General features: G+C 68.0%; 20 protein-coding genes. 13 read left to right on the top strand and 7 right to left on the bottom strand.

The genetic code is table 11. The features are described from left to right. Positions 1-147 precede the first annotated feature (147 nt). A complete protein-coding gene (locus VPH43_RS07400; protein WP_328577037.1) occupies positions 148-1,725 on the top strand; it encodes a methyl-accepting chemotaxis protein in 1,578 nt (525 codons plus the stop codon). A gap of 25 nt (positions 1,726-1,750) precedes the next feature. On the opposite strand, the gene VPH43_RS07395 is transcribed toward VPH43_RS07400, so the two are convergent. Further along, a complete protein-coding gene (locus tag VPH43_RS07395; RefSeq protein WP_328577036.1) occupies positions 1,751-2,371 on the bottom strand; it encodes a 2-dehydro-3-deoxy-6-phosphogalactonate aldolase in 621 nt (206 codons plus the stop codon). A 45-nt stretch (positions 2,372-2,416) separates the two neighbouring features. Continuing rightward, on the bottom strand, positions 2,417-3,646 hold the full coding sequence (locus tag VPH43_RS07390; RefSeq protein WP_328577035.1) for an acyltransferase family protein: 1,230 nt from the start codon (positions 3,644-3,646) through the stop codon (positions 2,417-2,419). A gap of 136 nt (positions 3,647-3,782) precedes the next feature. Here VPH43_RS07390 and VPH43_RS07385 point away from each other — a divergent pair, with 136 nt between their 5' ends. Then, positions 3,783-4,721, top strand: a complete 939-nt coding sequence (locus tag VPH43_RS07385; protein ID WP_328577034.1) for a LytTR family DNA-binding domain-containing protein — start codon at positions 3,783-3,785, stop codon at positions 4,719-4,721. 22 nt (positions 4,722-4,743) lie between these two features. Here VPH43_RS07385 and VPH43_RS07380 read toward each other — a convergent pair whose 3' ends face one another. Further along, positions 4,744-5,811, bottom strand: coding sequence for an ABC transporter substrate-binding protein (locus VPH43_RS07380; RefSeq protein ID WP_328577033.1), 1,068 nt, complete (start codon positions 5,809-5,811; stop codon positions 4,744-4,746). Positions 5,812-5,994: 183 nt separating this feature from the next. Between VPH43_RS07380 and VPH43_RS07375 the strand changes: the two genes are divergently transcribed. Continuing rightward, positions 5,995-6,594, top strand: coding sequence for a YceI family protein (locus VPH43_RS07375; RefSeq protein ID WP_328577032.1), 600 nt, complete (start codon positions 5,995-5,997; stop codon positions 6,592-6,594). Between the two features lie 54 nt (positions 6,595-6,648). After that, positions 6,649-6,921 (top strand): hypothetical protein, encoded by a 273-nt coding sequence (locus VPH43_RS07370; protein WP_328577031.1) that lies wholly within the window; start codon positions 6,649-6,651, stop codon positions 6,919-6,921. 6 nt (positions 6,922-6,927) lie between these two features. Here the strand turns inward: VPH43_RS07370 and VPH43_RS07365 are convergent, their stop codons facing one another. Beyond that, entirely contained in the window at positions 6,928-8,013 is a 1,086-nt protein-coding gene (locus tag VPH43_RS07365; protein ID WP_328577030.1) for an oxidoreductase, read from the bottom strand. A 201-nt stretch (positions 8,014-8,214) separates the two neighbouring features. On the opposite strand from VPH43_RS07365, the gene VPH43_RS07360 reads away from it, so the two are divergent. Continuing rightward, positions 8,215-9,843 carry a phospholipase D family protein gene (locus tag VPH43_RS07360; RefSeq protein ID WP_328577029.1) on the top strand — a complete coding sequence of 543 codons (1,629 nt, stop codon included), beginning with the start codon at positions 8,215-8,217 and terminating at the stop codon, positions 9,841-9,843. Between the two features lie 48 nt (positions 9,844-9,891). Here the strand turns inward: VPH43_RS07360 and VPH43_RS07355 are convergent, their stop codons facing one another. From VPH43_RS07355 to cysD, 3 genes are read right to left on the bottom strand one after another with little or no spacing between them, the layout of a single operon-like run. Beyond that, a complete protein-coding gene (locus VPH43_RS07355) occupies positions 9,892-10,674 on the bottom strand; it encodes a sulfite exporter TauE/SafE family protein (protein WP_328577028.1) in 783 nt (260 codons plus the stop codon). 12 nt (positions 10,675-10,686) lie between these two features. Beyond that, positions 10,687-12,591: a sulfate adenylyltransferase subunit CysN gene (gene cysN / locus VPH43_RS07350; RefSeq protein ID WP_328577027.1), complete on the bottom strand. Its 1,905-nt coding sequence runs from the start codon at positions 12,589-12,591 to the stop codon at positions 10,687-10,689. Then, positions 12,591-13,538, bottom strand: a complete 948-nt coding sequence (cysD, locus tag VPH43_RS07345) for a sulfate adenylyltransferase subunit CysD (RefSeq protein WP_328577386.1) — start codon at positions 13,536-13,538, stop codon at positions 12,591-12,593. The genes cysN and cysD overlap by 1 nt, the downstream gene beginning before the upstream one ends. A 194-nt stretch (positions 13,539-13,732) precedes the next feature. On the opposite strand from cysD, the gene VPH43_RS07340 reads away from it, so the two are divergent. The 8 genes from VPH43_RS07340 (at position 13,733) to VPH43_RS07305 (ending at position 24,510) form a co-directional block, all read left to right on the top strand. Beyond that, a complete protein-coding gene (locus VPH43_RS07340) occupies positions 13,733-14,113 on the top strand; it encodes a hypothetical protein (protein ID WP_328577026.1) in 381 nt (126 codons plus the stop codon). Positions 14,114-14,235: 122 nt separating this feature from the next. Continuing rightward, the gene (cysQ, locus tag VPH43_RS07335; protein ID WP_442909245.1) at positions 14,236-14,991 is read left to right on the top strand and encodes a 3'(2'),5'-bisphosphate nucleotidase CysQ; all 756 of its coding nucleotides are present in this window, start codon (positions 14,236-14,238) and stop codon (positions 14,989-14,991) included. Between the two features lie 342 nt (positions 14,992-15,333). Beyond that, positions 15,334-18,174 (top strand): hypothetical protein, encoded by a 2,841-nt coding sequence (locus tag VPH43_RS07330; RefSeq protein WP_328577024.1) that lies wholly within the window; start codon positions 15,334-15,336, stop codon positions 18,172-18,174. Between the two features lie 67 nt (positions 18,175-18,241). Beyond that, positions 18,242-19,054 (top strand): sulfatase-like hydrolase/transferase, encoded by an 813-nt coding sequence (locus VPH43_RS07325; protein ID WP_328577023.1) that lies wholly within the window; start codon positions 18,242-18,244, stop codon positions 19,052-19,054. A gap of 22 nt (positions 19,055-19,076) precedes the next feature. Beyond that, the gene (locus tag VPH43_RS07320) at positions 19,077-19,988 is read left to right on the top strand and encodes a sulfotransferase family protein (protein WP_328577022.1); all 912 of its coding nucleotides are present in this window, start codon (positions 19,077-19,079) and stop codon (positions 19,986-19,988) included. Positions 19,989-20,010: 22 nt separating this feature from the next. Continuing rightward, positions 20,011-20,427 carry a hypothetical protein gene (locus VPH43_RS07315; protein WP_328577021.1) on the top strand — a complete coding sequence of 139 codons (417 nt, stop codon included), beginning with the start codon at positions 20,011-20,013 and terminating at the stop codon, positions 20,425-20,427. A gap of 10 nt (positions 20,428-20,437) precedes the next feature. Beyond that, positions 20,438-22,009, top strand: coding sequence for an efflux transporter outer membrane subunit (locus VPH43_RS07310; protein WP_328577020.1), 1,572 nt, complete (start codon positions 20,438-20,440; stop codon positions 22,007-22,009). After that, the gene (locus tag VPH43_RS07305; RefSeq protein WP_328577019.1) at positions 22,006-24,510 is read left to right on the top strand and encodes an HlyD family secretion protein; all 2,505 of its coding nucleotides are present in this window, start codon (positions 22,006-22,008) and stop codon (positions 24,508-24,510) included. The genes VPH43_RS07310 and VPH43_RS07305 overlap by 4 nt, the downstream gene beginning before the upstream one ends. The last annotated feature ends 4 nt before the right edge of the window (positions 24,511-24,514 follow it).

Here is a 24,514-nt window from a genome sequence, read left to right as displayed (position 1 = left end):
GCGCCGCAACGCCGCGGGAAGGCGGGCCGATCGAAGCTCCGGGTTTTCCGCGCTCAAGCGGGTGAGGGGTTGGCCGAAAACGGGACATCTTCGCCTTTCGGCCGGGCGTGTGCAGGCCGACCCTGCCACTGCCTTCAAGGATTCCACGTGAAAACCGCCAAGACCATGACTTTGGGTGCCCGCCTGGGCGCCGGCTTCGGGGCGGTGCTCGCCCTGATGGGCATCATGATCGCCGTCGCAGCAGTACGCTTCGGCAGCGTCGGCGAAGCCACCGACCGCATGGTCATGCGCGACTGGGTGAAAGCCGAAGCCGCCGCCGACATCGAGTCCGCCACCCGCGACAATGCCCGCCGCACGCTGGAGCTGCTGCTGGTCGACGACAAGGCGCTCGTCGACAAGGCGAAGCAGGCGATCGCCGACAACCGCAAGCAGGTGGACACCTCCATCGAGGTGCTGGACCGGCTGGTGTACAGCCCCAAGGGCAAGACGCTGCTCGCCGCACTGAAGGAGGCGCGTGCCGCGTATGTGGGCTCCTTCAGCAAGGTGCTGGCGCTGGTTCAGGACGGCAAGCGGGACGACGCCACCAAGCTGATGCTCGCCGAGACGCTGCCGGCGCTGGACAACTTGCAGCTGCGGGTGGACGAGGTCTCGGTGTTGCAAAAGCAGCTGGCAGAGGCCAGCGGCGCATCGGTTCACAACGACATCAGCACCGCGCGTGTATTCATGGTCGTGCTGGGCCTGGCCTGCCTGGCCGTGGGTGCCGGCGTGGCGCTGTGGCTGACGCGCGGCATCATCCGCCAACTCGGCGGCGAGCCCGCCTACGCAGCCAGTGTCGCGAGCGAGATCGCTGCCGGCAACCTCTGCGTGGACGTGCAGCTGCGCGCCGGCGACAGCACCAGCCTGCTGGCGGGGATGAAGCGCATGCGCGACAGCCTGGCCGGCATCGTGGGCCAGGTGCGCCAGAGCAGCGACAGCATTGCCACCGGCTCCAGCCAGATCGCCACCGGCAACGCCGACCTCAGCCAGCGCACCGAGGAGCAGGCCGCCAACCTGGAGCAGACCGCAGCGTCCATGGAGCAGCTGACCTCGACGGTGCAGAACAACGCGGACACCGCGCGCCAGGCGGCGCAGCTGGCCAACTCGGCCAGCGCCGTGGCCGCGCAGGGCGGTGCGGTGGTGGGCGAGGTGGTGAGCACCATGGAAGCGATCACCGCGTCCAGCAAGAAGATCGCCGACATCATCGGCGTGATCGATGGCATCGCCTTCCAGACCAACATCCTGGCGCTCAACGCGGCGGTGGAGGCCGCGCGAGCCGGCGAGCAGGGCCGCGGTTTCGCCGTGGTGGCCGGTGAGGTGCGCACCCTGGCGCAGCGCTCGGCCCAGGCGGCCAAGGAGATCAAGGGCCTGATCACCGACAGCGTGGCCAAGGTGCAGACCGGCAGCCAGCAGGTGGGCGAGGCGGGCCGCACGATGGAGGACATCGTGGCCCAGGTGCGGCGCGTCAACGACCTGATTGCCGAGATCAGCTCGGCCACGCACGAGCAGACCGAGGGCATCAACCAGGTGGGCGATGCGGTGACGCAGCTGGACCAGGTGACGCAGCAGAACGCCGCGCTGGTGGAACAAAGCTCCGCCGCCGCCGAAAGCCTGAGCCAGCAGGCGGCCAACCTGGTGGCCGCGGTGAGCGTCTTCCGGTTGGCCGAGGCGGCGGGTCAGCGCGCCTGATTGTCCAGCGGCGCAGTGCGGCGCCTCATGCGGGGCCCGCCTGCCAGGCCGCCATGAAGGCGCGGGCTGAGCGTTCCAGCTCGGCCAACCCCTTGCCGGGCTGGTAGAGGCTGCCGCCGATGCCAAAACCCGCCGCGCCGGCGGCGCGCCAGGCCCCCATGTTCTGCGGCGTGATGCCGCCCACCGGCCACAGGCCGGTGCCCGGCGGCAGGATGGACGCCATGGCTTTCATGCCGGCCGGCTGCACCATGTCCGCCGGGAAGAGCTTCAGCGCATGCGCGCCGCTGCGCAGCGCGAGCAGGGCCTCGGTGGGGGTTGCCACACCCGGCAGGCACTGCATGCCGCGCTGCACGCCGCGCTCGATCACCGCCGGGTCGCAGTTGGGCGCCACCATCAGCCGGCCGCCGGCTGCGTGCACGTCGTCCACGTCCTGTGCGCTCAGCATCGTGCCGCCGCCCACCAGCGCGTCGGCGGGCGCCATCGCCACCAGCTGCGCGATGCACTGCAAGGCCTGCGGCCGGTTCAGCGGCACTTCGATCAGGCGCCAGCCGGCGTCGAACAGCAGGCGGGCGACGGCGGGCACCTCGGCGGGCGTGAGGCCGCGCAGGATGGCGACCAGGGGCGGCTGGTAATCGGTGAGGGTCACGGCAGGTCCTGTCCGGGGGCGGCCGCTGCTGGCCGGAAAGAGCCGCTAGCGTACGCCAACGGGCTGGCCGTCCGCGCGCTTGCCGGGCTGCCGGCCGGCCCTTGGCGCCAGGCCGAACAGCGGCCGCAGCCACGGGACGCGGCGCACTGCTTCGAAGCCCAGTACGCAGGCGGCCGCCGTGATGGCCACCAGCAGCAGGGCTTCCAGCGCCAGCGGCAGCGCCGCACGGGCGAGCAGGTGCGCCGCGACCACGATCACCGTCTGGTGCAGGATGTAGAAGGGAAAGATGCCTTCGGTCAGCCAGCGCCGCGTGGCACCGTCGCGGCCGGCGAGGTGGCGCCGGGCAAACCCGAGCAGTGCCACGATGGGCGCCCACTGTTTCACCGCATTGAGCGCGCGCAGGGCCATCAGCACCGTGTCGGACGGGTCCACCGGGCCGGCATAGGCGGCGCTCCAGCGGTCGGACACCACCATGGCGGCCAGCGCCACCGCCAGTGCCCACCAGCGCAGCCGCACCGCCGCCGCCCAGGCGCCGTGGGCGTCGTCCGCACGGCCGAAGAGCACGAAGCCGAGCAGGAACATCGCGCCGTACAGCACATGGTTGTAGGCGTCGTGCAGCAGGTCGTGGGTGGTGGGAAAGCGTGCCACCAGCAGGATGCGCGCCAGCGCAAACAGCAGCCAGGGTGCCCACAGCAGCCGGCCGCCGTGCGACAGCCAGCCCCACCCGCCGGCATCGCGCCATGCGGTGCCGGCCGTTCGCAGCACCAGCGCCAGCACCATCGTGTACACCCAGAGGTAGGCCACGAACCACAGGTGGTTCCAGGTCGGCAGGACGAGGCAGTCGCTGCCGCGGCAGAAGCCGTGATAGCCCTGCACATACAGGCGCATGAAGTCGGCGTAGCTGCCGGCGTAGGCCACTTTCTCCACGACCTCCAGGTAGGCCTGCGGCGGCACCACCACCGCCATGCCGAACAGCAGCGGCGGCAGCAGGCGCAGCGTGCGCGGGCCGGCCAGCGGGCGCCCTGCGCCGGCCATCAGCGCGGTGGCCGCGCCCGACACCACGAACAGCAGCGACATGCGCCAGGGGCTGCTCAGCCGCATCAAGGCTTCCAATTCGGGCACCAGGCGGGGCGACTTCACATGCCAGTCCCAGCTCACGTAGAACATGCCGACGTGGTAGAGGATCAGCAGCCCGAAGGCGGCGATGCGCAGCCAGTCGAGCTCGGTGAGCCGGCCGGGGTGGGGATGGGCGGGGGGAGGGTGATCCAGGGTCATTGCAGCGTCCAGGGCCGGTACGGAAGGCGCCAGCGTGACCGCCCGCGGCGTCTTCCGGCGGGTGATGTGACGAGCCGCCCCGTCCCTGTGACCAGCCGCGCGCACCAGGCGCCGGCCGCACCTACACTGCGGCCCGATGAGCACGCCGGACCCCGACCTGCTGCAGCGCTTTCTCGCCCGAAGGCGGGTGTTCGAGGTGGGCTTCTGGTGCCTGCTGTTCAGCGTGCAGACCGTCGCCAACACGATCACGGTGTGGATCGATGTGCGGCGCATGCACCTGCCGTTCGCCCTGTGGGAACCGCTCACCTGGGAGGCCAGCAGCAATTTCGTCTGGCTGGCCCTGGTGCCGGTGATCCTGGCGGTGCTGGAGCGCTGGCCGCTGCACTGGGGCGTGCTGCGCGCCCATCTGCCGGTGCACCTGGCCGCCAGCCTGCTGGTCAGTGTCGTGCACGTGGTGGCGATGGTGGCGGTGCGCCATGCCGTGTACGCCGCGCACGGCGCGCGCTATGACTTCGGCCACTGGCCCACCGAGCTGGCCTACGAGGCGCTGAAGGACGTGCGCAGCTACACGCTGTTCGTGCTCCTGGCCTTGAGCTACCGGCTGCTGCTGTGGCGGCTGCAGGGCGAGGCCTCGCTGTTGCAGCCACCGGACGACGACCCGCCGGCCGCCGAAGCCCGGCCGGCCGATGCACAGCCAGGCGAGGGGCTGCCGGCCGATGCAGAGCCGGCCGAGCCGCCGCAGGCGGCACCGCCAGAGCGCTTTCTCGTCAAGAAACTCGGCAAGGAGTTCCTGCTGCCCACCGACGAGATCGAATGGCTGCAGGCCTGCGGCAACTATGTCAACCTGCACCGGCGCCAGCACGACTACCCGCTGCGCTCCACGCTGGCGGCGATGGAGCGGCGCCTGGACGCCGCCCGCTTTGCCCGGGTGCACCGCAGCTACCTGGTCAACCTGGCGATGGTGGAAGTGATCGAGCCCACCGAGGCGGGGGATGCCCGCCTGCGCATGAAGGACGGCGCCGAGGTGCCCTGCAGCCGCACCTACCTGGACGGCTTGCGGCTGCGCCTGCGCTGAAGCCGGCCTTGCAGGCGCGCGGCTACAACCCGATCTGCCAGAAGCCGTCCGCGCCGGGCGTGCGGCGCTCCACCAGGGAGGCCGGCAGCGACACATGCAGCGCCTGGGCGCGCTCCGGGTCGATCAGCACGGTGGGCTTGTCCTGGCGCAGGATGGGCAGCACGTCGGGCTTCATGCGGCGTTTGAGGATCTTGGCCGCCTGCTGCCCCGACAGCTGCCCCACGGCCGCAAAATCGGCGCCCACGTAGAGCATGGCGCCCGGCACGCGCACCAGCGCAAAGGCGACCACCGGCACCTTGTACTCGGTGCCGAAGTCGCCCAGGTCGCGCGCCGGTTCGTAGTTGCGCAGGCCGTAGTAGGTGTCCAGCGGCACGGCGAACATCTGCGCGCCGTTGCCCTGCTCGAACAGCTGCTTCAGCGAGGGCACGATGCCGTCGTTCTTGCTCACCTGGCGCGACGCGATGCTGATGCCCACGTCCTTGGCGGTGGCCTTGGCGGCCTCCACATGGGCCACGCCGTTCTCGTCGTCGGTGTGCACCATGCCGATGCGGTGCACGCTGGGGAAGATCTCCTTCACGATCTTCAGCGACTGCGTCATGTCGGTGTACAGCGTGGCGCCGGTGGCCCCGGGGCCGGCGTCGGTGAGCGAGGTGCAGCCGGCGTCCTGCGGATTGGCCACCGCGGTGAACACCACCGGGATGTGCGCCTCGTCCAGGATGCCGCGGGCATATTTGGTGGCCGGCGTGCCGATGGTCAACACCAGGTCCGGCTTGGCGTGGGCGATGCGCCGCGCTTCGTCGCGGATGCGGAACAGCACGCCCACGCGGTCCCAGAAGCCGCCACGTTCAACATCGAAGTCCACCTTGGTGCGGCGCACCACCAGGTTGCGGCCCTGTTCGATGCCATGGGCCTGGAGGCCCTGCAGGAAGCCCTCCAGCGACTTCTGGTAGGGCTCGATGTCAGTGACCTGCAGCACTTCCACGCGGAAGGGTTGCGGCTCGTCCATCTGGCCGGCGGGCAGCGGCTCCATTGCAGCAGCGGCGAAGCTGCACACCAGCAGGGGCGCCAGGGCCCAGGCACTTCGGTTCATCACATCCCTCTTCAAGCAAGGGCTGCATTGAAGGGCCTTGGCGGCCGCGCGTGAATGGCCGGCAGAGCCAAATGCTTGGGTTCCGGCGCGGTTACACAATCGGAGCCGGCGCTGTCGATTCACCGGGCGCCCGTTCGTCGTGTTCATGTAGCCACGACCAACCACTCACCCTCGCACACCGACATGAAACACCTTTGCCACCTGCTCCTCGCCCTGGGCCTGCCGCTGGCCAGCCCCGCGTGGGCCGCCCCCGTCACGTACAAGATCGACCCGGCCCATACCTTCCCCAGCTTCGAGGCCGACCACATGGGCATCTCCGTGTGGCGCGGCAAGCTGAACAAGAGCGCCGGCAGCGTGACGCTCGACAAGGAGGCCGGCACCGGCCAGGTCGATGTGTCCGTCGACCTGGCCAGCATCGACTTCGGGCAGGACGCGCTCAGCGCCTGGGCACGGGGCAAGGACTTCTTCGACGTGAAGAAGCACCCCAAGGCGCGCTTCAAGGGCGCGCTGCAAGGCTTTGCCAACGGTGCGCCCACCCAGGCGGTGGGCGAGCTCACCCTGCATGGTGTCACGAGGCCGATGACGCTGAAGATCAACTCGTTCAAGTGCATCCCGCATCCGCTGTTCAAGCGCGAGCTCTGTGGTGCCGACGCCGAAGGCAGCTTCCAGCGCGACGAGTTCGGCCTGGCGGCGGGCAAGGAATACGGCTTCAACATGGCGGTCGGCTTGCGCATCCAGGTGGAAGCGGTGGCCGAGGCGGCCGCCTCGCCCGCGTCGCGCTAGCGGCGCCGGGGCAGCGGGCACAATCGCGGCCCGGATGCCAACAGGGAACCCGCGATGACGATGAAGAAGACCGATCTGGCACGCCAGCTGAGCTCGAAGATCGAGGGCCGCATGAAGGGCGCGGCGGCGCCCGAGCGGTTTGGTGCGGCGGCAGCCGCCCCGGACAAGCGCGAGCAGCGCCGGCTGGATGCGGCGGCCGGCCTGGTGCCTTTTGCCTGCAAGCTGCCGTCGGCCCTGGCCACCACGCTGCGCGAGCGCGCCGCCACGCATCCGCAAGGCCTCAACGGGCTGGTGGCAGAACTGCTGCAGCAGGCGCTGAAGGCGTAGTGCGGCTCAGGCGCCGGCGGTGAATGCCGTGGGGCAGGGCAGTTCGCAACGCTGGGCGGCGCTGCACCGGCCGAGGTCCAGCAACTGCATCACCTGCACCGCCTGCCAGGCCGGCACCGGGTTGGGCGCCCGGCCGCGCGTGGCCTCTCGCAGCTGCTGGTAGTAGCCGAGGTAGTTGCCGCGCTCGTTGGGCACCGGGCGCGTCGCCAGGCCGCCGCCAGCCCCGTCGGCGAGCGTCAGCTCGCCGGCCTGCGCATCGTGCCCCCACTCCTGCAGGGCCGCGGCATCGGGCCGCTGGCCCGCCTTGAGCGCCTCTTCCTGGGGATCCGCACCCTGTTTGACGTAGCTGCCCCGGCTGCCATGCAAAACAAAGCGCGGGCCGGGGGCGGCGCAGAGCATGCTGGCATGCAGGCTGACACGCAGCCCGTCCGCATAACGCAGGCTGGCGTGGAAGAAGTCGTCGGTGCGCGCGCCGGCGCGCAGCGCTGCGATGTCGGCCTGCAGGGCCACCGGCCAACCGAACAGCTGCAGCGCCTGGTCCAGCAGGTGAGGCGCCAGGTCCATCCAGATGCCGGCGCCGGGCAAATCGGCTTCGCGCCAGCGCTGGCGCACCTCGGGGCGGTAGCGGGCGAAATGCAGCGCGGCCACGTGCACCCTGCCCCGCGTGGCGTCGGCGAGCAACTGCTTCACGCGCAGGAAATCGCCGTCCCAGCGCCGGTTGTGGAACACGCTGAGCAGGCGACCGCGTTGCTGCGCCAGCTGCACCAAGGCCTCGGCCTGTGCGGTGTCCAGGGTGAAGGGCTTGTCCACCACCACATGGCGGCCCGCCTGCAGTGCAGCGTGAGCCAGCGGGTGGTGGGTGTCGTTGGGGGTGGGGATGACGACCAGGTCGATCTCGGCCTGCCGGATCAAGGCCTCGGCCTGTGCATACACCACCACCCCGGGGCCGAGCGCAGCTTGCACCTTGTCCGGCTGGCTGCTGCTCACGGCCACCAGCGCCAGGCCGGGTGTGGCCTGGATCAGCGGTGCGTGGAAAGTTTGGCTGGCGTAGCCGAAACCGAGCAGGCCAACACGCAGGGCAGGGGAGTTCACCGTGGCAGCATACGACACGCTGCCGCGGCGGCGGCCGTTCAGCGCTGCCGGTCGCGTGGCGTGGCGGCTTCGGGTTTGTCCCCGCTTTCGGGTGCGCCCGCCGGATCATCCTTGGGGCGACCGGGCCGTGGCCGTGCCCAGGTGTCAGAAAACTTCCGCTGGCGCGACTGAGTGCGGGCAACACTTCGAAGGACCTGCAGCATGGGAGAGACGATGAGCATGGCCGGCGGGCGGAAGGCGGCATGGCGCGCCATGGGGCGTGGGGCCGTCGCATGCCTGGGCCTGCTGGCCGGGCTGCTGCTTGCCGGCTGCGCCACACCGCTGCCACGGGTGGACCGCGACGCCATCGCCAGCACCGCGATCGAGCTGTCAACCGGCACCACGCTGGGCCGCATCGCAAAGGAATCGCAGCCGGACCCGGCGCTGTCGGGCTTCCGTTTGATGCCGCTGGGCTCCTTCTCGCTGGACACGCGGGTGCAGCTGGCCCGCCGCGCCGAAGCCTCGCTGGACGTCCAGTACTACCACATCGAAAACGACGAGACCGGGCGCTGGCTGCTGCGCGCACTGCGCGACGCGGCCGAGCGTGGCGTGCGGGTGCGCCTGCTGGTGGACGACTACTACACCAGCGGCGAGGACGAGCTGTTCCTCGGGCTGGCCGCCTACCGGAATGTGGAGGTGCGGATCTTCAACCCCTTTTGTTGCGCCCGCGACAGTGGCCAGAACACCCGCTTCCTGGTGTCGCTGAACGACTTCGGCCGCGTGAACCACCGCATGCACAACAAGCTGTTCATCGCCGATGGCGCGATGGCGGTGATCGGCGGGCGCAACGTGGCCAACGAGTACTACCTGCGCGGCATGAACGACAACTTCATCGACCTGGACGCCTTCACGGTGGGCTGGGTGATCCCGCCGTTGCAGGCCCTGTTCGACCGCTACTGGAACAGCGATCCGGTGTACCCGCTGCATGCGGTGGCCCACAGCCCGCTCAGCCCCGAAGAGTTGCGCGCGCGCTTCGAGCGGGCCACCGGTCCGGCCCACACGCCGGAGCCCGAGCCGCTGCCGTCCAACGACATCCTGGGCTATGGCCCGATCGCCGACGACCTGGACGGCGGCCGGCTCGGCCTGATCTGGGGTGACGCCTATGTGTTCGCCGACCACCCCGACAAGCCTTTCGAAGGGGAGGTGGGTGGCGAGCTGCTGGAAACCAGCGTTACCTACAACGTGTTCGAGGCGATCCGCAAGGCCAAGAAGAGCCTGCTCGCGTCGTCGCCGTACTTCGTGCCCGGGCCGCACGGCATGGAGCTGCTGCGCGAGCTGCGCGGTCGCGGGGTGGATGTGACGGTGCTCACCAATTCGCTGGGCTCCACCGACGAGCCGGTGGTGCACCTGGGCTACAGCCGCTACCGCGAGGAGATGCTGCGCATGGGCGTTCACCTGTACGAGCTGAGTTCGTCGCGGGTCAAGACCAACAAGCGCATGTTCCTGTTCGGCAAGTCGCTCGGGCGGCTGCATGCCAAGCTGGTGGTGATCGACCGCGGGACCTGCTTCGTGGGATCGATGAACCTGGACCCGCGCTCGGCCACCATCAACACCGAGCTCGGCGCGGTGATCCGCAGCCCTCAGCTCGCGCGCGAGCTCACCCGCGTGATCGACATCGACCGCCTGCAAAGCGCCTACATGGTGCGCATCAAGGCCAATGGTGCCGGCCTGGAGTGGATCACCGAAGGCGAAGATGCCGAGATGGTGCTGGACACCGAGCCCGACAGCTCACCCTGGCTGCGCTTCAAGCAGTGGCTGCTGTCGCCCTTTGTGCCGGAGAGCCTGCTGTAGCGCACGCGCCGCGGCTCGACGCTTCGCTCCGGGCGACAGCGCCCGCGCTCAAGCCAGCAGGAGCTTGCCCGCCACCAGCGCCAGCACGGTGGCGATGCTGCCGCGCAGCAACCCCTCGGGTGCGCGGGTGGCCAGCAGTGAGCCCAGCACGATGCCGGGGATGGAGCCCAGCAACAGGCCGCCCAGAAGGCCGAGGTTCACGTTGCCCATCACCAGGTGGCCGATGCCGGCCACGATGGTGAGCGGAATCGCATGCACGATGTCCGTGCCCACCAGCGTGGTGGGCTTCATGCGGAACGGGTAAAGGAACAGCAGCATCACGGTGCCCAGCGCCCCGCCGCCCACCGAGGTGAGGGTGACCAGGAACCCGAGGATGGCGCCGGCCACCACGGTGAGCACCGGCTGCACGCCCTTGAAGCGGTCGGGATCGTTGGTGCGGTACGACTGCCCCAGCGCCAGCAGCCTCTTGCGCATCAGCATGGCCACCGCGGTGAGCAGCAGCACCACGCCGAGCGCCGACACGATGAAGCCCTGTTTCATCTGGCCGATGCCGCTCTGGTGCAACCACACCAGCGTGACCACCGACGCCGGCAGGCTGCCCAGGCACAGGCGCCGGAAAACCTGCCAGTCCACGCTGCCGCGCTTGTGGTGCACCAGGCCGCCAGCGCTCTTGGTGATCGCGGCAAACCAGAGGTCGGTGCCCACCGCCGCCGCCGGCGCCACGCCGAACAGCAGCACCAGGATGGGCGTCATCAGCGAGCCGCCGCCGACGCCCGTCATGCCGACCATCACACCGACACCGAAGCCGGCCACGGGATTGAGCCAGTCCATGTCAGTGCGGGATCAATGGATGAGGCCGAACTCGCGCAGGCGCGCGATCACCTGGTCGGCCGCCTCCTCGGGTGTGCAGCCCACGGTATTGACCCGCAGCTCGGCGTTCTCTGGCTCCTCGTACGGCGAGTCGATGCCGGTGAAGTTGCGCAGCTCACCGCGGCGCGCCTTGCGGTACAGGCCCTTCACGTCGCGCGTCTCCGCCACCTCCAGCGGCGTGTCCACGAAGATCTCCACGAACTCGCCCTCGGCCAGCAGGGCCCGCGCCATGGCGCGCTCCGATCGGAAGGGGGAGATGAACGCGGTGAGCACGATCAGGCCGGCGTCGACCATCAGGCGCGCCACTTCGGCCACGCGGCGGATGTTTTCCACCCGGTCCGCTTCGGTGAAGCCCAGGTCCTTGTTCAGGCCGTGCCGCACGTTGTCGCCGTCCAGCAGGTAGGAGTGCCGGCCCATGGCGTGCAGCTTCTTCTCCACCAGGTTGGCGATGGTGGACTTGCCGGCGCCCGACAGGCCGGTGAACCACAGCACCATCGGCCGCTGGCCCTTCTGGCGGGCGCGCGCGGTCTTGTCCACATCCACATGCTGCAGGTGGATGTTGTGGGCACGGCGCAGCGCGAAGTGCAACATGCCGGCGCCCACGGTGTTGTTGCTCATCCGGTCGATCAGGATGAAGCCGCCGGTGTCGCGGTTGGCGTTGTAGGCATCGAAGGCGACCGGCCGGTCCAGCGCGAGGTTCACCACCCCGATCTCGTTCAGGTCCAGCTTCTTGGCGGCCAGGTGCTCCATCGTGTTGACGTTCACCTTGTACTTCGGCTCGGTGATGGTCGCGCTCACGGTGCGCGTACCCAGCTTCAGCAGGTAGGGCCGGCCCGGCAGCATGGGTTCGTCGGACATCCAGACGATGGTGGCCTCGAACTGGTCGGCCACTTCCGCCGGCGCTTCGGCGGCCGAGATCACGTCGCCGCGCGAGATGTCGATCTCGTCGGCCAGCGTCAGGGTGATGGACTGGCCGGCCACGGCGATCGGCAGGTCACCGTTGGCGGTGACGATGCGCGTGACGGTGCTCTCCCGGCCCGAAGGCTGGGCGCGGATGCGGTCGCCCGGCTTCACCATGCCGCTGGCGATGGTGCCGCTGAAGCCACGGAAGTCCAGGTTGGGCCGGTTCACCCACTGCACCGGCAGGCGGAAGGAGCCGCCCTGCAGCCGGGTCTCGTCCAGCTCCACCGTTTCCAGGTAGCCCAGCAGGGTGGGGCCGTGGTACCAGGGCATGCGGTCGCTGGGCGCCAGCATGTTGTCGCCGCGCAGGGCGGACAAGGGCATGGCGGTGATGTCCTCCAGGCCGATCTGCTTGGCGAACTCACGGTACTCGTCCTCGATGGTGCGGAACACCTTCTCGGAGTAGTCCATCAGGTCCATCTTGTTGATGGCCAGCACCACCTTGCGGATGCCGATCAGCGACACCAGGAAGCTGTGGCGGCGCGTCTGCGTGAGCACGCCCTTGCGCGCGTCGATCAGGATCACGGCCACATCCGCGGTGGAGGCGCCGGTGATCATGTTGCGCGTGTACTGCTCATGGCCGGGGGTGTCGGCCACGATGAACTTGCGCTTGTCGGTGGAGAAGAAGCGGTAGGCCACGTCGATGGTGATGCCCTGCTCACGCTCGGCAGCCAGGCCGTCCACCAGCAGGGCGAAGTCGATCTCTCCGCCTTGCGTGCCCCATTTCTTGGAATCCGCTTCCACGGCGGCGAGCTGGTCCTCGAACAGCATCTTGGATTCGTACAGCAGGCGCCCGATCAGCGTGCTCTTGCCGTCGTCCACGCTGCCGCAGGTGATGAAGCGCAGCAGGCTCTTGGTCTCGTGCTGGCGCAGGTACTGGTCGATGTCGGTCGCGATGAGGTCGGAGACGTGGGCCATTAGAAATATCCCTCTTGCTTCTTCTTCTCCATCGACGCCGAGGTGTCGTGGTCGATCATGCGGCCCTGCCGCTCCGACGTGCGTGCCAGCAGCATCTCCTGGATGATCCCGGTGAGCGTGTCGGCTTCTGACTCCACCGCGCCGGTGAGCGGGTAGCAGCCCAGCGTGCGGAAGCGCACCTTCTTCATCATCGGCTGCTCGCCGGCTCGCAGCGGCATGCGGTCGTCGTCCACCATGATCAGCGTGCCGTCGCGTTCCACCACCGGCCGCACGGCCGCGAAGTACAGCGGGACGATGGGCACGTTCTCCAGGTAGATGTATTGCCAGATGTCCAGCTCGGTCCAGTTGGACAGCGGGAACACGCGGATCGATTCGCCCTTGTGCTTGCGCGCGTTGTACTGATGCCAGAGCTCGGGCCGCTGGCTCTTGGGATCCCAGCGGTGCTGGGCGCTGCGGAAGGAGAAGATGCGCTCCTTGGCGCGCGACTTCTCTTCATCGCGGCGGGCGCCACCAAAGGCGGCGTCAAAACCGTGCATGTCCAGCGCCTGCTTCAGCCCCTGCGTCTTCCACATGTCGGTGTGGATCTGCGAACCGTGTTCGAAGGGGTTGATCTTCAGCGCGGCCGCCTCCGGGTTCTGGTGCACCAGCAACCGCATGCCGAGCTCGCGTGCCATGCGTTCGCGCATCTCGTACATCGCGCGGAACTTCCAGGTGGTGTCCACGTGCAGCAGCGGGAAAGGCGGGGGCGAGGGGAAAAACGCCTTCTTGGCCAGGTGCAGCATCACGGCGCTGTCCTTGCCGATGGAATACAGCATCACCGGGTTGTCGCACTCGGCCACCACCTCCCGCATGATGTGGATGCTCTCGGCCTCCAGGCGTTGCAGGTGGGTCAGGCGCAATGAGTCGTCCAGCGTCTTCTCCGTCGCCGACTTTCCTAGCGCCGCCATGTCCTTTGGGTGTATCAGCATGTTTTTATCCGGTAGGAACCGGCGGATTGGAAGCCTCGGCCACCGCATTTGTCTACACCTATATGGGTGCGCAGACGAAAACTAGGGGGGTTTGGGCCGGCAAATCCCGCGTTCGCAGGAATCGGGCCGGATCCACAGTGAAGGTTCCTCAGCTTCGTTCAAAGGAGTCCCTGATGAGCATTTCAATTGGCGGCCTGTCCACGGCCACAGCTGCCGCGGGGTCCGACCGCGGCCAGCGGCTGGCCACGGTGAAGCAGATGTCCCAGGCGCTGTCCCAAGGCGACCTCGATGGCGCCAAACAGGCCTACGCCACCATGCTGCGCAATGCCCCCGAGGGTGCCACCTGGAAGCCGGACAGCCCGTTCGCAGACCTCGGCAAGGCGTTGCGCGCCGGCGACATCCCGGCAGCCCAGGGCGCTTTCACCGAGATGGTGCAGGGCGCGCGCCACCGAAGCCCCGGAACCGTACCGCCGCCCGGCACCATGCCGGTGCCACCCGTCGCCACGTCCAGCACGGGCGGTGTTGCGGGCGCCACATTGAACGTGCAGGCCTGACACCCCCTCAAGTCGGCGTCCGGCCGCGCGTTGCATCCACTGCTGCACGAACCTCGAAGTACATTCCGCACCGCGCCGCCATGGCGCCACGCAATGAGAGGGACGCAGTGAACGAATCCAGGATGCCGGCCGACTTGCTTGAATCCGTGATCCGCATCGCGCAGCGCGCCGGTGCGGTCGTGATGTCTGTCTACGCGGGCGAGATCGCCGTGCGTGGCAAGCAGGACGCCTCGCCGGTCACCGAGGCCGACGAACAGGCCGAGGCGGTGATCGTGCCGGCGTTGCAGGCGCTCACCCCGGACATTCCGGTGGTGGCCGAGGAGGCGGTGGCCGCCGGCCAGTGCCCCACGGTGGGCGACCGCTTCTGGCTGGTGGACCCGCTCGACGGCACCAAGGAGTTCATCAGCCGCAACGGCGAGTTCACCGTCAACATCGCGCTGATCGAGCGCGGTACGCCGGTGCTGGGTGTGGTGCTCGCCCCTGCGCAGGACCGGCTTTTCGCCGGCGTGGTGGGGCAGGGTGCCTTTGTGGTCGAAGGGAGCCAGCGCCGCGCCATGCGCTGCCGGCCAGTGCCCGCCGAGGGCCTGACCGTGGTGGCCAGCCGCTCGCACGGCGACGCCGCGGCACTGGACGCCTTTCTTGGCGGCCGCACCGTGGCAGCGCTGCGCAACGCGGGCTCGTCTCTCAAACTGTGCCTGGTGGCCGCCGGAGAAGCGGACCTCTACCCCAGGCTGGGCCGGACCATGGAATGGGACATCGCCGCGGGCCACGCGGTGCTGGCGGCAGCAGGCGGAAGCGTGAGCGAGCTGAATGGCCAACCGTTGATGTACGGAAAACCCGACTTTGCCAATCCCTATTTCGTAGCCTCTGGCCTGTAGTGCTCGGCATCTGCCGGGCACGGGCCGTGCGTGTGCTTCCCTGACGGCGACGTAACAGTCCAACACCGGAGTTAGGGGATGTGCACAACAGGGGGGAGTGATAGAGTCAGCTGATATTGCAACCCGTGCCCGTATTCGCCCGAATGCGGCGACCGGGGCAATATCAGGGAGCTCAGCTCAGGAGTATCGGCGGGGCCTTCTTGTCCAGTATCGAAAACCCGTTCCCGGGTTTTCGCCAAAACTGGCGATAAAACAATGAGGTATTCCTGAGTTGGCCGGCCTGCCTGCCGCGAACAGGCGTGCCCGGTCGGTGGGATTACAACTTTTCTGAGGGAACGGCACATGGGAATCCGGGGCCTGGCCAGCGTGGTCTCGCTTTCGTTGGCATTGCTGCTGGCTTCCTGCGGCGGTGGCAGCGGGCGTTCGGGGACCGATGTGGTTGTCTCCGGTGTGGGGCCCTCGGCGCAGATCCTGCGCGGAGAGACCGCCGTATTCACCATGACGGTGGCCAACGAGGGCGACGGCCCGGCTACCGACGTCACGGTGCGCAATCAGCTCGCCTATCCCCTGGTGCTGGACAGCATCACGTGTGAGGCCACCGGCGGCGCGGTGTGCCCCAGCACGTCCACCACGGCGCCCATGGCAATACCCAGCCTCCCGTCCGGCGCACAGCTGACCTTCACCGTCACCACCCATCTGGCGAGTGGGGGCGGCACCGGCGCGGTGCAAGTCTCCAACACCATGTCGGCCAGCTTCAGTGCGGACGTCTCCACCGGCAACAACTCGGCCACGGCCACCGCCACGGCGTTTTTCTCGACCGCGGATGTGGTGGTCACCGGCGTAGGGCCGCAAGGTGTTGTGCCTGGCGGGGGCACGGCCCAGTTCCTGATGACCGTGGCCAACAACGGCCCGGACACCGCCACTCACCTGTCGATCGACAACAACGTCCAGGGCCCGCTCACGCTCACCGGCATCGTGTGCACCGCGGTCGGCAACGCGGTGTGCCCGACCACCATCGGTTTCAAGACCGCGGTCGATGAGCTGCCGGCCGGCAGCGCCCTGCAGTTCACGGTGTCTGCGGTGGCCACCCCGCCGCGCGGAGCGGCAGCGCCGTTCGCCAACAAGATGCTGGTGACGCTGGACAACGATTCGGACACGTCCAACAACTCCTTCATCGCGGAGGGCTCCGCCTACACCGCCCAGTCCGGCGTCTTCGTGACCGGCGTGGGGCCGACCGCCACGGTGGCCGCCGGCACCGCAACCAGCTTCACGATGACCGTGGAGAACTCTGGGCCGGATGCCGCCACCAATGTGCGCATCGTCGACAGCGTCGACAGCCAACTTGTCTATACAGGTATGAGCTGCCAGGCCAGTGGCGCCGCGGTGTGCCCGGACGCCCCTGGCCAGCTGATGGACGTTCCCAGCATCCCGGCCGGTGGTTCGTTGGTCTTCAGCGTGGGTGCCGTGGTGAAGTCCGGCTTCAACGGCACGGTGCGCAACACCATGACCGCCACGCCGGACAACGATTCGAACCGCAGCGACAACTCGGCCGTGGCGTCCGGCACCACGGTGGCGCAGGACCTGACCGTGACCGCCTCCGCGGCGTCGGGCACCGTGCCGGGCGGTGCGGTGACCAGTTTCACCATGACGGTGCTCAACAAGGGCCCCGGCACGGCCACCGACATCGCGATCACCGACACCGCGAGTGCCGGGCTCACCCTGGGCAGCATCGGCTGCGCGGCTACCGGCGGGGCGGTGTGCCCTGTGAGCATGGGTCCCGCCATGACGGCGCCCTCGATGCCGGTGAACAGCACGCTGGTCTTCACCGTGCAGGCCACCGTCGCGGCCGGCAGTTCCGGCGCGCTCAGCAACACGCTCACCGCCAGCGTGCCGGGCGAATCGCGTCCGGTCGACAACTCAGCCACCGCGACGATCAATGCGCTCAGCGCTGACCTCGGTGTGTCGCAGACCGGTGCCCAGACGGTGGCGGGCGGCAGCTCGGCGGTGTTCACCGCGGTCGTCGCCAACCCCGGTCCCAACATCGCGAGCAACATCACCGTCACGCAGACGCTGTCGCCGTCCGGATACATGGCCACGGTGGCCTGTGCGCCGTCGTCGGGCGCGGCCTGCCCGGGCACGCTGGGCACCAGCATGACCATCCCTTCGCTGCACGCGGGCGATTACCTGGTGCTCACCTACACCGTGCCGGTCGAGGCCAGCAAGCGGGATGCGATCACGAGCACGGTGCAGATCGCAGCGGCAGGGGATACCAACGCGTCCAACAACACGGCTTTGGTCACCACGCAGGCCGTCAACGCCAGCAGCGGGCTGTACACGGCCTTTGCTGCCGACGGGCACCAGTACGACCTGAACGTCGATTTCGACGCGGGCAGCTACACCCTGCAGGGTAACGGGCAGGTTCTCACGCGCAGCTTCACGACCTCCGGCAGCGACTTCGTGGTGAGCGGCAGCGCGCGGTTCCGCCTCTCGACCGACCTGATCGTAGGCGGAGACACTCTAGGTGGCTCGACCGTCACGCCGTACATCGCGGTGCGCAGCTTCGCGACCAACCTGCAGTCGGGCGGCTTCAACATCGCCTCCCGCAACATCCTGGCCTCGGGTCCCGCCACGCATGTGGGCACGCTCACGGTCAACGGCAACACGCTGGCCATCTGCCAGATCGACGGCTCCATCACGCGGGCCTCGAACTGTGGCACTGCGCTCAAGAGCTATACCTTGAGCGGTCCGTCCGGAAACGCATTCACAGCCGTCGGCACCACCGACCCGAACGACCGCTTCACTTTCGTGATCGCGCGGATCGGCGCCTTGCGAGTGCTGCTCACGGCTGACAAGGCGGCCGACGGAACGCCTCAGTTGCGCATCGGGCTGCCCGACGGATCCGGCCTGGCGGACGTGAGCGTAGCGGGCGCGAGCACCACCGGTGACTGGGTGACGATGGCACTCACGGGGGGTGCCAGCACCTATGGATTCACCGGCCTGTCCGGCACTAGCGACACCGCGAGCCTGATCGCGGCCCCCACCGGCGGGCCCTTCAACTTGCGGCAGGGTACGCGTGCCAGCAACGGCCAGAAGATCGACGTCCTGCAGGCCTTGCCGTTCATGATCACCGTGGGCGACCCGACCGGCACCGACAGCGGGCTGATGCAACTGGGCATTCAGTGAGCCAGCTGCCGCCATGTCGACATCGATTTGATCCCAGGTCCATTACCGCACCGATTCGAGGGAACCCATGACCTGCAACCACATCGTCTTCATCGTCATGGACAGCTGCCGCTACGACAGCTTCATGGCAGCTGCCACGCCCAACATCGACCGCCTGGGCGAGGCGCAGAAGCGCTACTCCTATGCGTCATGGACGGCCCCGTCGCACCATGCCTTTGCCATGGGCATGCTGCCGCACGGCAGCCCGAAGGAGGTGTTTGCCTCCGAGGTCTACAAGGAAGAGTTCGCGCAGTGGAAGGATCGCACCGGCCATGCCGAGATCGCCTTCAAGGAGTTCCTGCCGCACCTGTCGCTTCCACGCGTGCTGCGCAACATCGGCTATCGCACGGTGGCCAAGGTGTCCATGCCGGTGCTCAACAAGGACACCCTCATCAGTCGTGACTTCGACGAATACAAGCTGATGAAGAACCACAACGATTTCGCCGGGATGATCCGCGAGATGGAGTTCCCCGACGAACCCCATTACTACTTCCTGAACCTCGGCGAAACGCACTACCCCTACATGCTCTCGGGCGAGAACCTGCCGCACATCTCCGGCGTGCACGGTGCGCTGAAGTCGATGGACGACGTGCCGGCGAAGGCCGAGAAGCAGACCTTCGACGCCGAGCAGATGAAGATGCTGCACCAGCAGCAGGTGAAGTGCGTGGAGTACATCGACAAGCAGGTGGGCCACCTGATGGAGATCACGCCGCCCAACACCCACTTCATCGTGACCGCCGACCACGGCGAGCTCTTCGGCGAGGACGGCTATTTCGGCCACGGACCCATCATGCACGAGAAGTGCTTCGAAGTGCCCTTCGTGGAAGGCCGCCTCTCCTGAGGCTCGGGTCCCACGACACGCGATGGCCGCTCCCCTGTTCCTGCTGGCGCCGCCGAGGTCCTACACCTCGCTGGTGAACGCCATGCTGGGCCAGCACCCGCAGTGCTTTGGCCTGCCGGAGCTTTGCCTGTTCAATGTGGACACGCTGGTGGACCTGTGGCGCGGCTCGGCGGCGGAAATCTCCGAGAACGGGCCCATGGCGCGCCATGGCCTGCTGCGCGCGGTGGCCGAGATCTATTGCGGCGAGCAGAGCACGGCCACGGTGAACATGGCGCTGCGCTGGGCGTCGGTGCGTGAGCACTGGACCACCGGCCAGGTGTTCCAGGAGATCGTGGACAAGATCCATCCGCTGGTGGCAGTGGAGAAGAGTCCCTCGTACACCATCTCCGTCAAGCGCATGCGCGCGATGCTGGACACCTTTCCCGATGCCCGCTTCCTGCACCTGGTGCGGCATCCGGTGGCCCAGGCCAAGTCGCTGCTGGCCATCAACGACGGTGCTTTCACGATTAAGGTGAACGCGTTCGAGATCGGCGAGGACTATGCGCTGATGGAGCCGCAGATCGCCTGGCACGACATCAACCTCAACATCCTCGATTTCCTGGACAAGGTGCCGCCGGCGCAGCAGATGCGCATGCGGGGCGAGGACATCATGGCCCAGCCCGAGCAGCGCCTGGCGGAGATCGCCCGCTGGGCCGGCTTGCGTGACGACGCCGAGGCCGTCGATCAGATGATGCACCCCGAGCGTTCGCCGTTCGCCTGCTTCGGGCCGATCAATGCGCTGTTCGGCAACGATCCCAACTTCCTCGCCGGCCCGACCTTCCGGCCACACACGCCGAAGATCCCGCCCTTGTCCAAGCCGGTGCCCTGGCGCGATGACGGCAAGGGCCTGCATCCGGAAGTGGTGCAGCTTGCCAACGAGTTCGGCTATGTCTGAGAGCCGCCCGCCCGCCCCGCCCATGAGCGACACCCCCGATCCCGACAAGCCGGTGCGCAAGCGGCTGACCGCCGTGCCGGAGAACCCGGCCACCGGCCGGCCCGACCCCGCGCTGCTGTCGCCGCACCAGCAGGCGCTGCGCACCGCCGTGGTGGACGCCTTCAATGCCAAGAAGGCGCGCAAGTTCGTCGAGAAGCAGGTCAAGCACATCAGCATGAACCGCGATCTCGCGGACGGGATCAAGTTCCTGTTCGACGAGCACGGGCGGCCGCCGCCGAATGCGCCGCTGGAGGACATCGTCGACGAGCGCCGGCGCATCGAGTACCAGATCAAGTGGTTCGAGGGCATCCTGCTGGAGCTTCGCAGCCGCCTCATCCGCGTGAAGGAAGTCGAGGACTATGCCCTCGAGATGCTGTCCCGGGCGATGCCGGATGACTGAACGGATCGCCATGCCATTCGCACCTCACCACCCCGGCAATGCGCCAGCCGGCCTGCTGCGGCGCGCAGTCGCACGCTGTCCGCGGCTGGGCGCGCTGCTGATCTCAGCGGCTTGTGCCGGCTGCGCCGTCGGCCCGGACTACAAGCGTCCCGAGGTGCCGTTGCCGGCCGCGTGGCACGCGCCTGTTCCGCCCGCCGCTGCGCCCACGCCGGCGGCTGATGTCACCAACACCGCCTGGTGGCGCATGTTCGGCGACCCCGACCTCAGCGCCCTGATCGATTCGGCCCTGGAGGCCAACAAGGACCTTCGCATCGCGGCTTACCGCGTGGAGGAGTTCGATGCGCACCTCCAGGTGGCCGCAGCCGCCGCCTACCCGCAGGTCAGCTACAACGTGTCCGGCCTGCGCCAGCAGCGCAGCCAGGAGCAGCCCGCCCTGCTGCGCCCCGGCACGCCGCCCACCTACAACTCCTTCTCGATGGGGTTGAACTACAGCTGGGAGGTGGACCTCTGGGGCAAGGTGAAGCGTTCCAACGAAGCCGCCCGGGCGGAACTGCTGTCCACAGAAGAAGCGCGCAGGGCGGTGATGCTGACGGTGGTGTCCAACGTCGCCACCACCTACGTGCAGCTGCTGGGCTACGACCAGCAGCTGTCGATCGCGCGCCAGACGCTGAAGAACCGGGAGTCGGCCTACAAGCTGCTGGACACCAAGGCGCGCGGCGGCTCGGCCACCAAGCTGTCCGTGGCCCAGGCTCGCGCGCTGATGGACGAGGTGGCAGCGCAGATCCCGCAGATCGAGCGCCAGATCGCGACGTTGGAAAACGCCCTGTCCGTGCTGGCCGGCCGCAATCCGGGGCCGGTGCAGCGGCGTTCCATCGAGGCCCTGACCTTGCCGACGGTGCCGGCTGGCGTGCCATCGGACGTGCTGATCCGGCGCCCTGACGTGATGGCCGCCGAGCAGACGCTGGTGGCTGCGAATGCGCGCATCGGCCTGGCCAAGGCGCAGTACTTTCCGACCGTGTCGATCACCGGCGCCATGGGCCTGGCCAGCGACCAGCTCCGTTGGCTGCTGGCCAAGACGGCGCGCACCGGCGAACTCAGCCGCAGCCTCACCGGCCCGCTGTTTGATGGTGCGCGCATCGCGGGCGACGTGCGCCAGGCGGAGGCGGTGCAAAAGCAGATGGTGGAGCGCTATCTCCAGGCGGTGCAGTCGGCGCTGCAGGAAACGGCTGACGCCTTGGTCTTCCATGCCAAGGCCGACGAGCAATATGCAGCGCTGAAGCGCCAGGTCGAGTCGCGCGACGAGGTGTTGCGCCTGTCGCGCATGCGTTATGAAGGCGGGGAATCGACCTTCCTGGAAGTGCTGGACGCGGAGCGCGAGGTGTTCGCCTCACAAACCCAGCAGGCGCAGGGCTGGCGTGACCGCTATCTCGCCCTGGTGGCCCTCTACAAGGCCATGGGGGGTGGCTGGATGGTCGAGCAGGACAAGCTGAAAGCGACGAAACCGGCGGACGACGCGCCGGCGGCGGTCACGGCGGACAACGGGCCGGTCGCGGCCGCAACCCAAGATGGGACACTGAAATGAGCGAGCAAACCAAAAAGGTGGTGCTGCCCGTCTACCTGATGCGGCGCTTCGAGGCCTTCCGTCTCGTCAAGGGCGACCAGATCAGCTACCTGATCCGGGACAAGGTACGCGGCAAGACCTACGACTTCGACGCCTGGCAGTTCTTCATTCTGGAGGCGCTGCCCGGCTACGACACGGTGGAGAAGCTGCAGCGGGCCTTCCAGGACCGCTTCGACCGCAGCATCACCAAGCAGGAGCTCGACGAGTTCTTCGCCTCCATCGCGGACCAGAAGCTGTTCGACGAGTCCGCGGCGCAGCATCCGGTGCTGGCGCCGTTCACCCGCCGCACCTACGAGGTGGTGGAGGGCGGCAAGGCGGAACCCAAGTCCTACAGTGCCGCGGTGGCCGCGGCCGGTGGCTCGGCCGCCACGGTGGCTGCGCCTGTGCCCGTGCCGTCCCCGGCGCCCGCACCCAGCGCCAAGGCGCCGGCGACCCCACCCGCTGCGCCGCCGGCGGCCGCCAAGGACGCCCAGGTCGACTTGCCGCCTGGCATCCAGGACGCCTTTGGCCTGGACTGGCGCACCGTCACCCGCATGGTCACGCTGTTCGATCCACGGCCGGTGCTGAAGGTCGTGACGCCGGCCCTCTTGCCGCTGCGGCATGCGGTCTACCTGGTGCCGCTGATGCTTGCGATCGCGCTGTTCCTCGGCGCGCAGTATTTCCACCTGGTGGTGGAGGATCTGGCCAAGCTCCATCCGCAGATCTCGCTGTTCGAACACCTGGTGTTCGTGATGGTCACCGTGCACCTGGTGGTGCAGTGGACGGTGGCCGTGGTGGCCCATCACTACAAGGCCACGGTCAACAAGTTCGGCATTGCGCTGTTCTTCGGGTTCATGCCGCGCTTCATCGTCCAGATGGAGGGCGCGGACCAGCTCAACCGGCGCCAGACCATGTGGTTGCACGGCTCGACGCTGCTGATGCGCATGGTGATGTTCAGCGTTGGCGTCCTGCTCTGGTACAACACCCGGGACAGCCAGTCGGCGCTGTACGAGGTGGGCCTGCTGCTGGCCGGCAGCTGCGCCGTCGGCCTGCTGCTGGAGTCGGGCAACCCGCTGATCAAGGGCAACGCCTACTACCTGCTGAGCGCCTACCTCAACGAGCCGCATCTGCGCGGCAAGGCTTATGCCGCGCTGAAGAACAAGTTCAACGGCGGGGTGTACCGCGCGGCGGACAACAACCTGCTGGCCCTGTATGCCACCGCGTCCACCACCTACGTGGTGCTGCTGGTGCTCACGCTGGCATTGGCACTCGAACGCTGGATGACCGGGCACCTGGACATCGGTGGCTCGGCCATGCTGGTGGCCGTGGGCTTTGCCAGCTACATGCTGTGGCGCAACTACGTCGGCCTCAAGCGTTTCGGCGAGACCTATGAGCGCCAGGTGCAGTTCGACCGCTGGCGCACCCGCACGCTCGCAGTGGAAGCCGAGGGCGAGATCGCCAAGCCCAAGACCAGCTACTGGAAGCGCGCCCTGCTGGTGTGTGCCGTGCTGGCGCTGTTCATCCCCTATCCCTACGAGCCGGGCGGCACGTTCTCGATCTTCCCGCTGCGCAAGGCGGCGATCACCACCGATACGCCGGGGGTGATCACCGACGTGTATTTCGACGGTGGCGAGTTCGTCAAGCAGGGCACGGTGCTGGCCCGCCTGGCGCACGACGACTACCAGGCCCAGCTGAAGGTGCTGGACGCCCAGATCGAGGAGCAGAAGCACATCATCGCCAACCTCAAGTCGCTGCCCAAGCCTGAAGAGGTGAAAGTGGCCGAACAGCAGCTGGAAGTGGCCCGTGCCCACGAGCCGTTCAGCCGCCAGCGCGTGCCGCGCCTGGAGAAGCTGTACGAAGCGGGCGCGGTGACCTTCGAGGAGCTCGACAAGGCCCGCAAGGACCACATGATCGACCAGATGCAGGTGGCCGAGAAGACGGCAGCGCTCACGCTCGCAAGGACCGGCCCCACGAAGGAGCAGGTGGCCGCTGCGGAGGCCAAGCTGGCCAGCCTGCAGCAGGAGCGCGCCGCCTACGCGGGCAAGATCGACCGCACCGTGCTGCGCATGCCCTTCGACGGCAACATCCTGTCGCTGCACCTGAAGGACCGCATCAACAGCTACCTCGACAAGGGCGTTTCCTTCGCGTCGGTGGAAAACACCGGACACGTCACTGCCGAGATGGAGATCGTGGAGTCGGACTTGCAGTACGTGAAGCTCGGCTCGGTGGTCCGCGCCCGTGCGGTCTCCTTCTTCAACGAGGAATTCGAGGGCAAGGTCACGCTGATCGACCGCAACGTCACGCCCAAGTCCTTCGGCAACGTGGTGAAGGTGATCGCCACCTTCGACAACCAGAAGGGGCTGCTGCGCACCGGCATGACGGGCCAGGCCAAGATCAGCGCCGACACCATGCCCGTGTGGAAGGCGTTCACGCTGTCCATCACGCGCTTCATCAAGATCCAGATGTGGTCCTGGATTCCTTGACAGC

The sequence above is a fragment of the Ideonella sp. BN130291 genome, from assembly GCF_036231905.1.
In the GTDB taxonomy this organism is placed as follows: Bacteria; Pseudomonadota; Gammaproteobacteria; order Burkholderiales; family Burkholderiaceae_C; genus CAMLIZ01.
The sequence above is the reverse complement of the archived record's forward strand: the minus strand, read 5'-3'. Positions and strand labels throughout refer to the sequence as shown.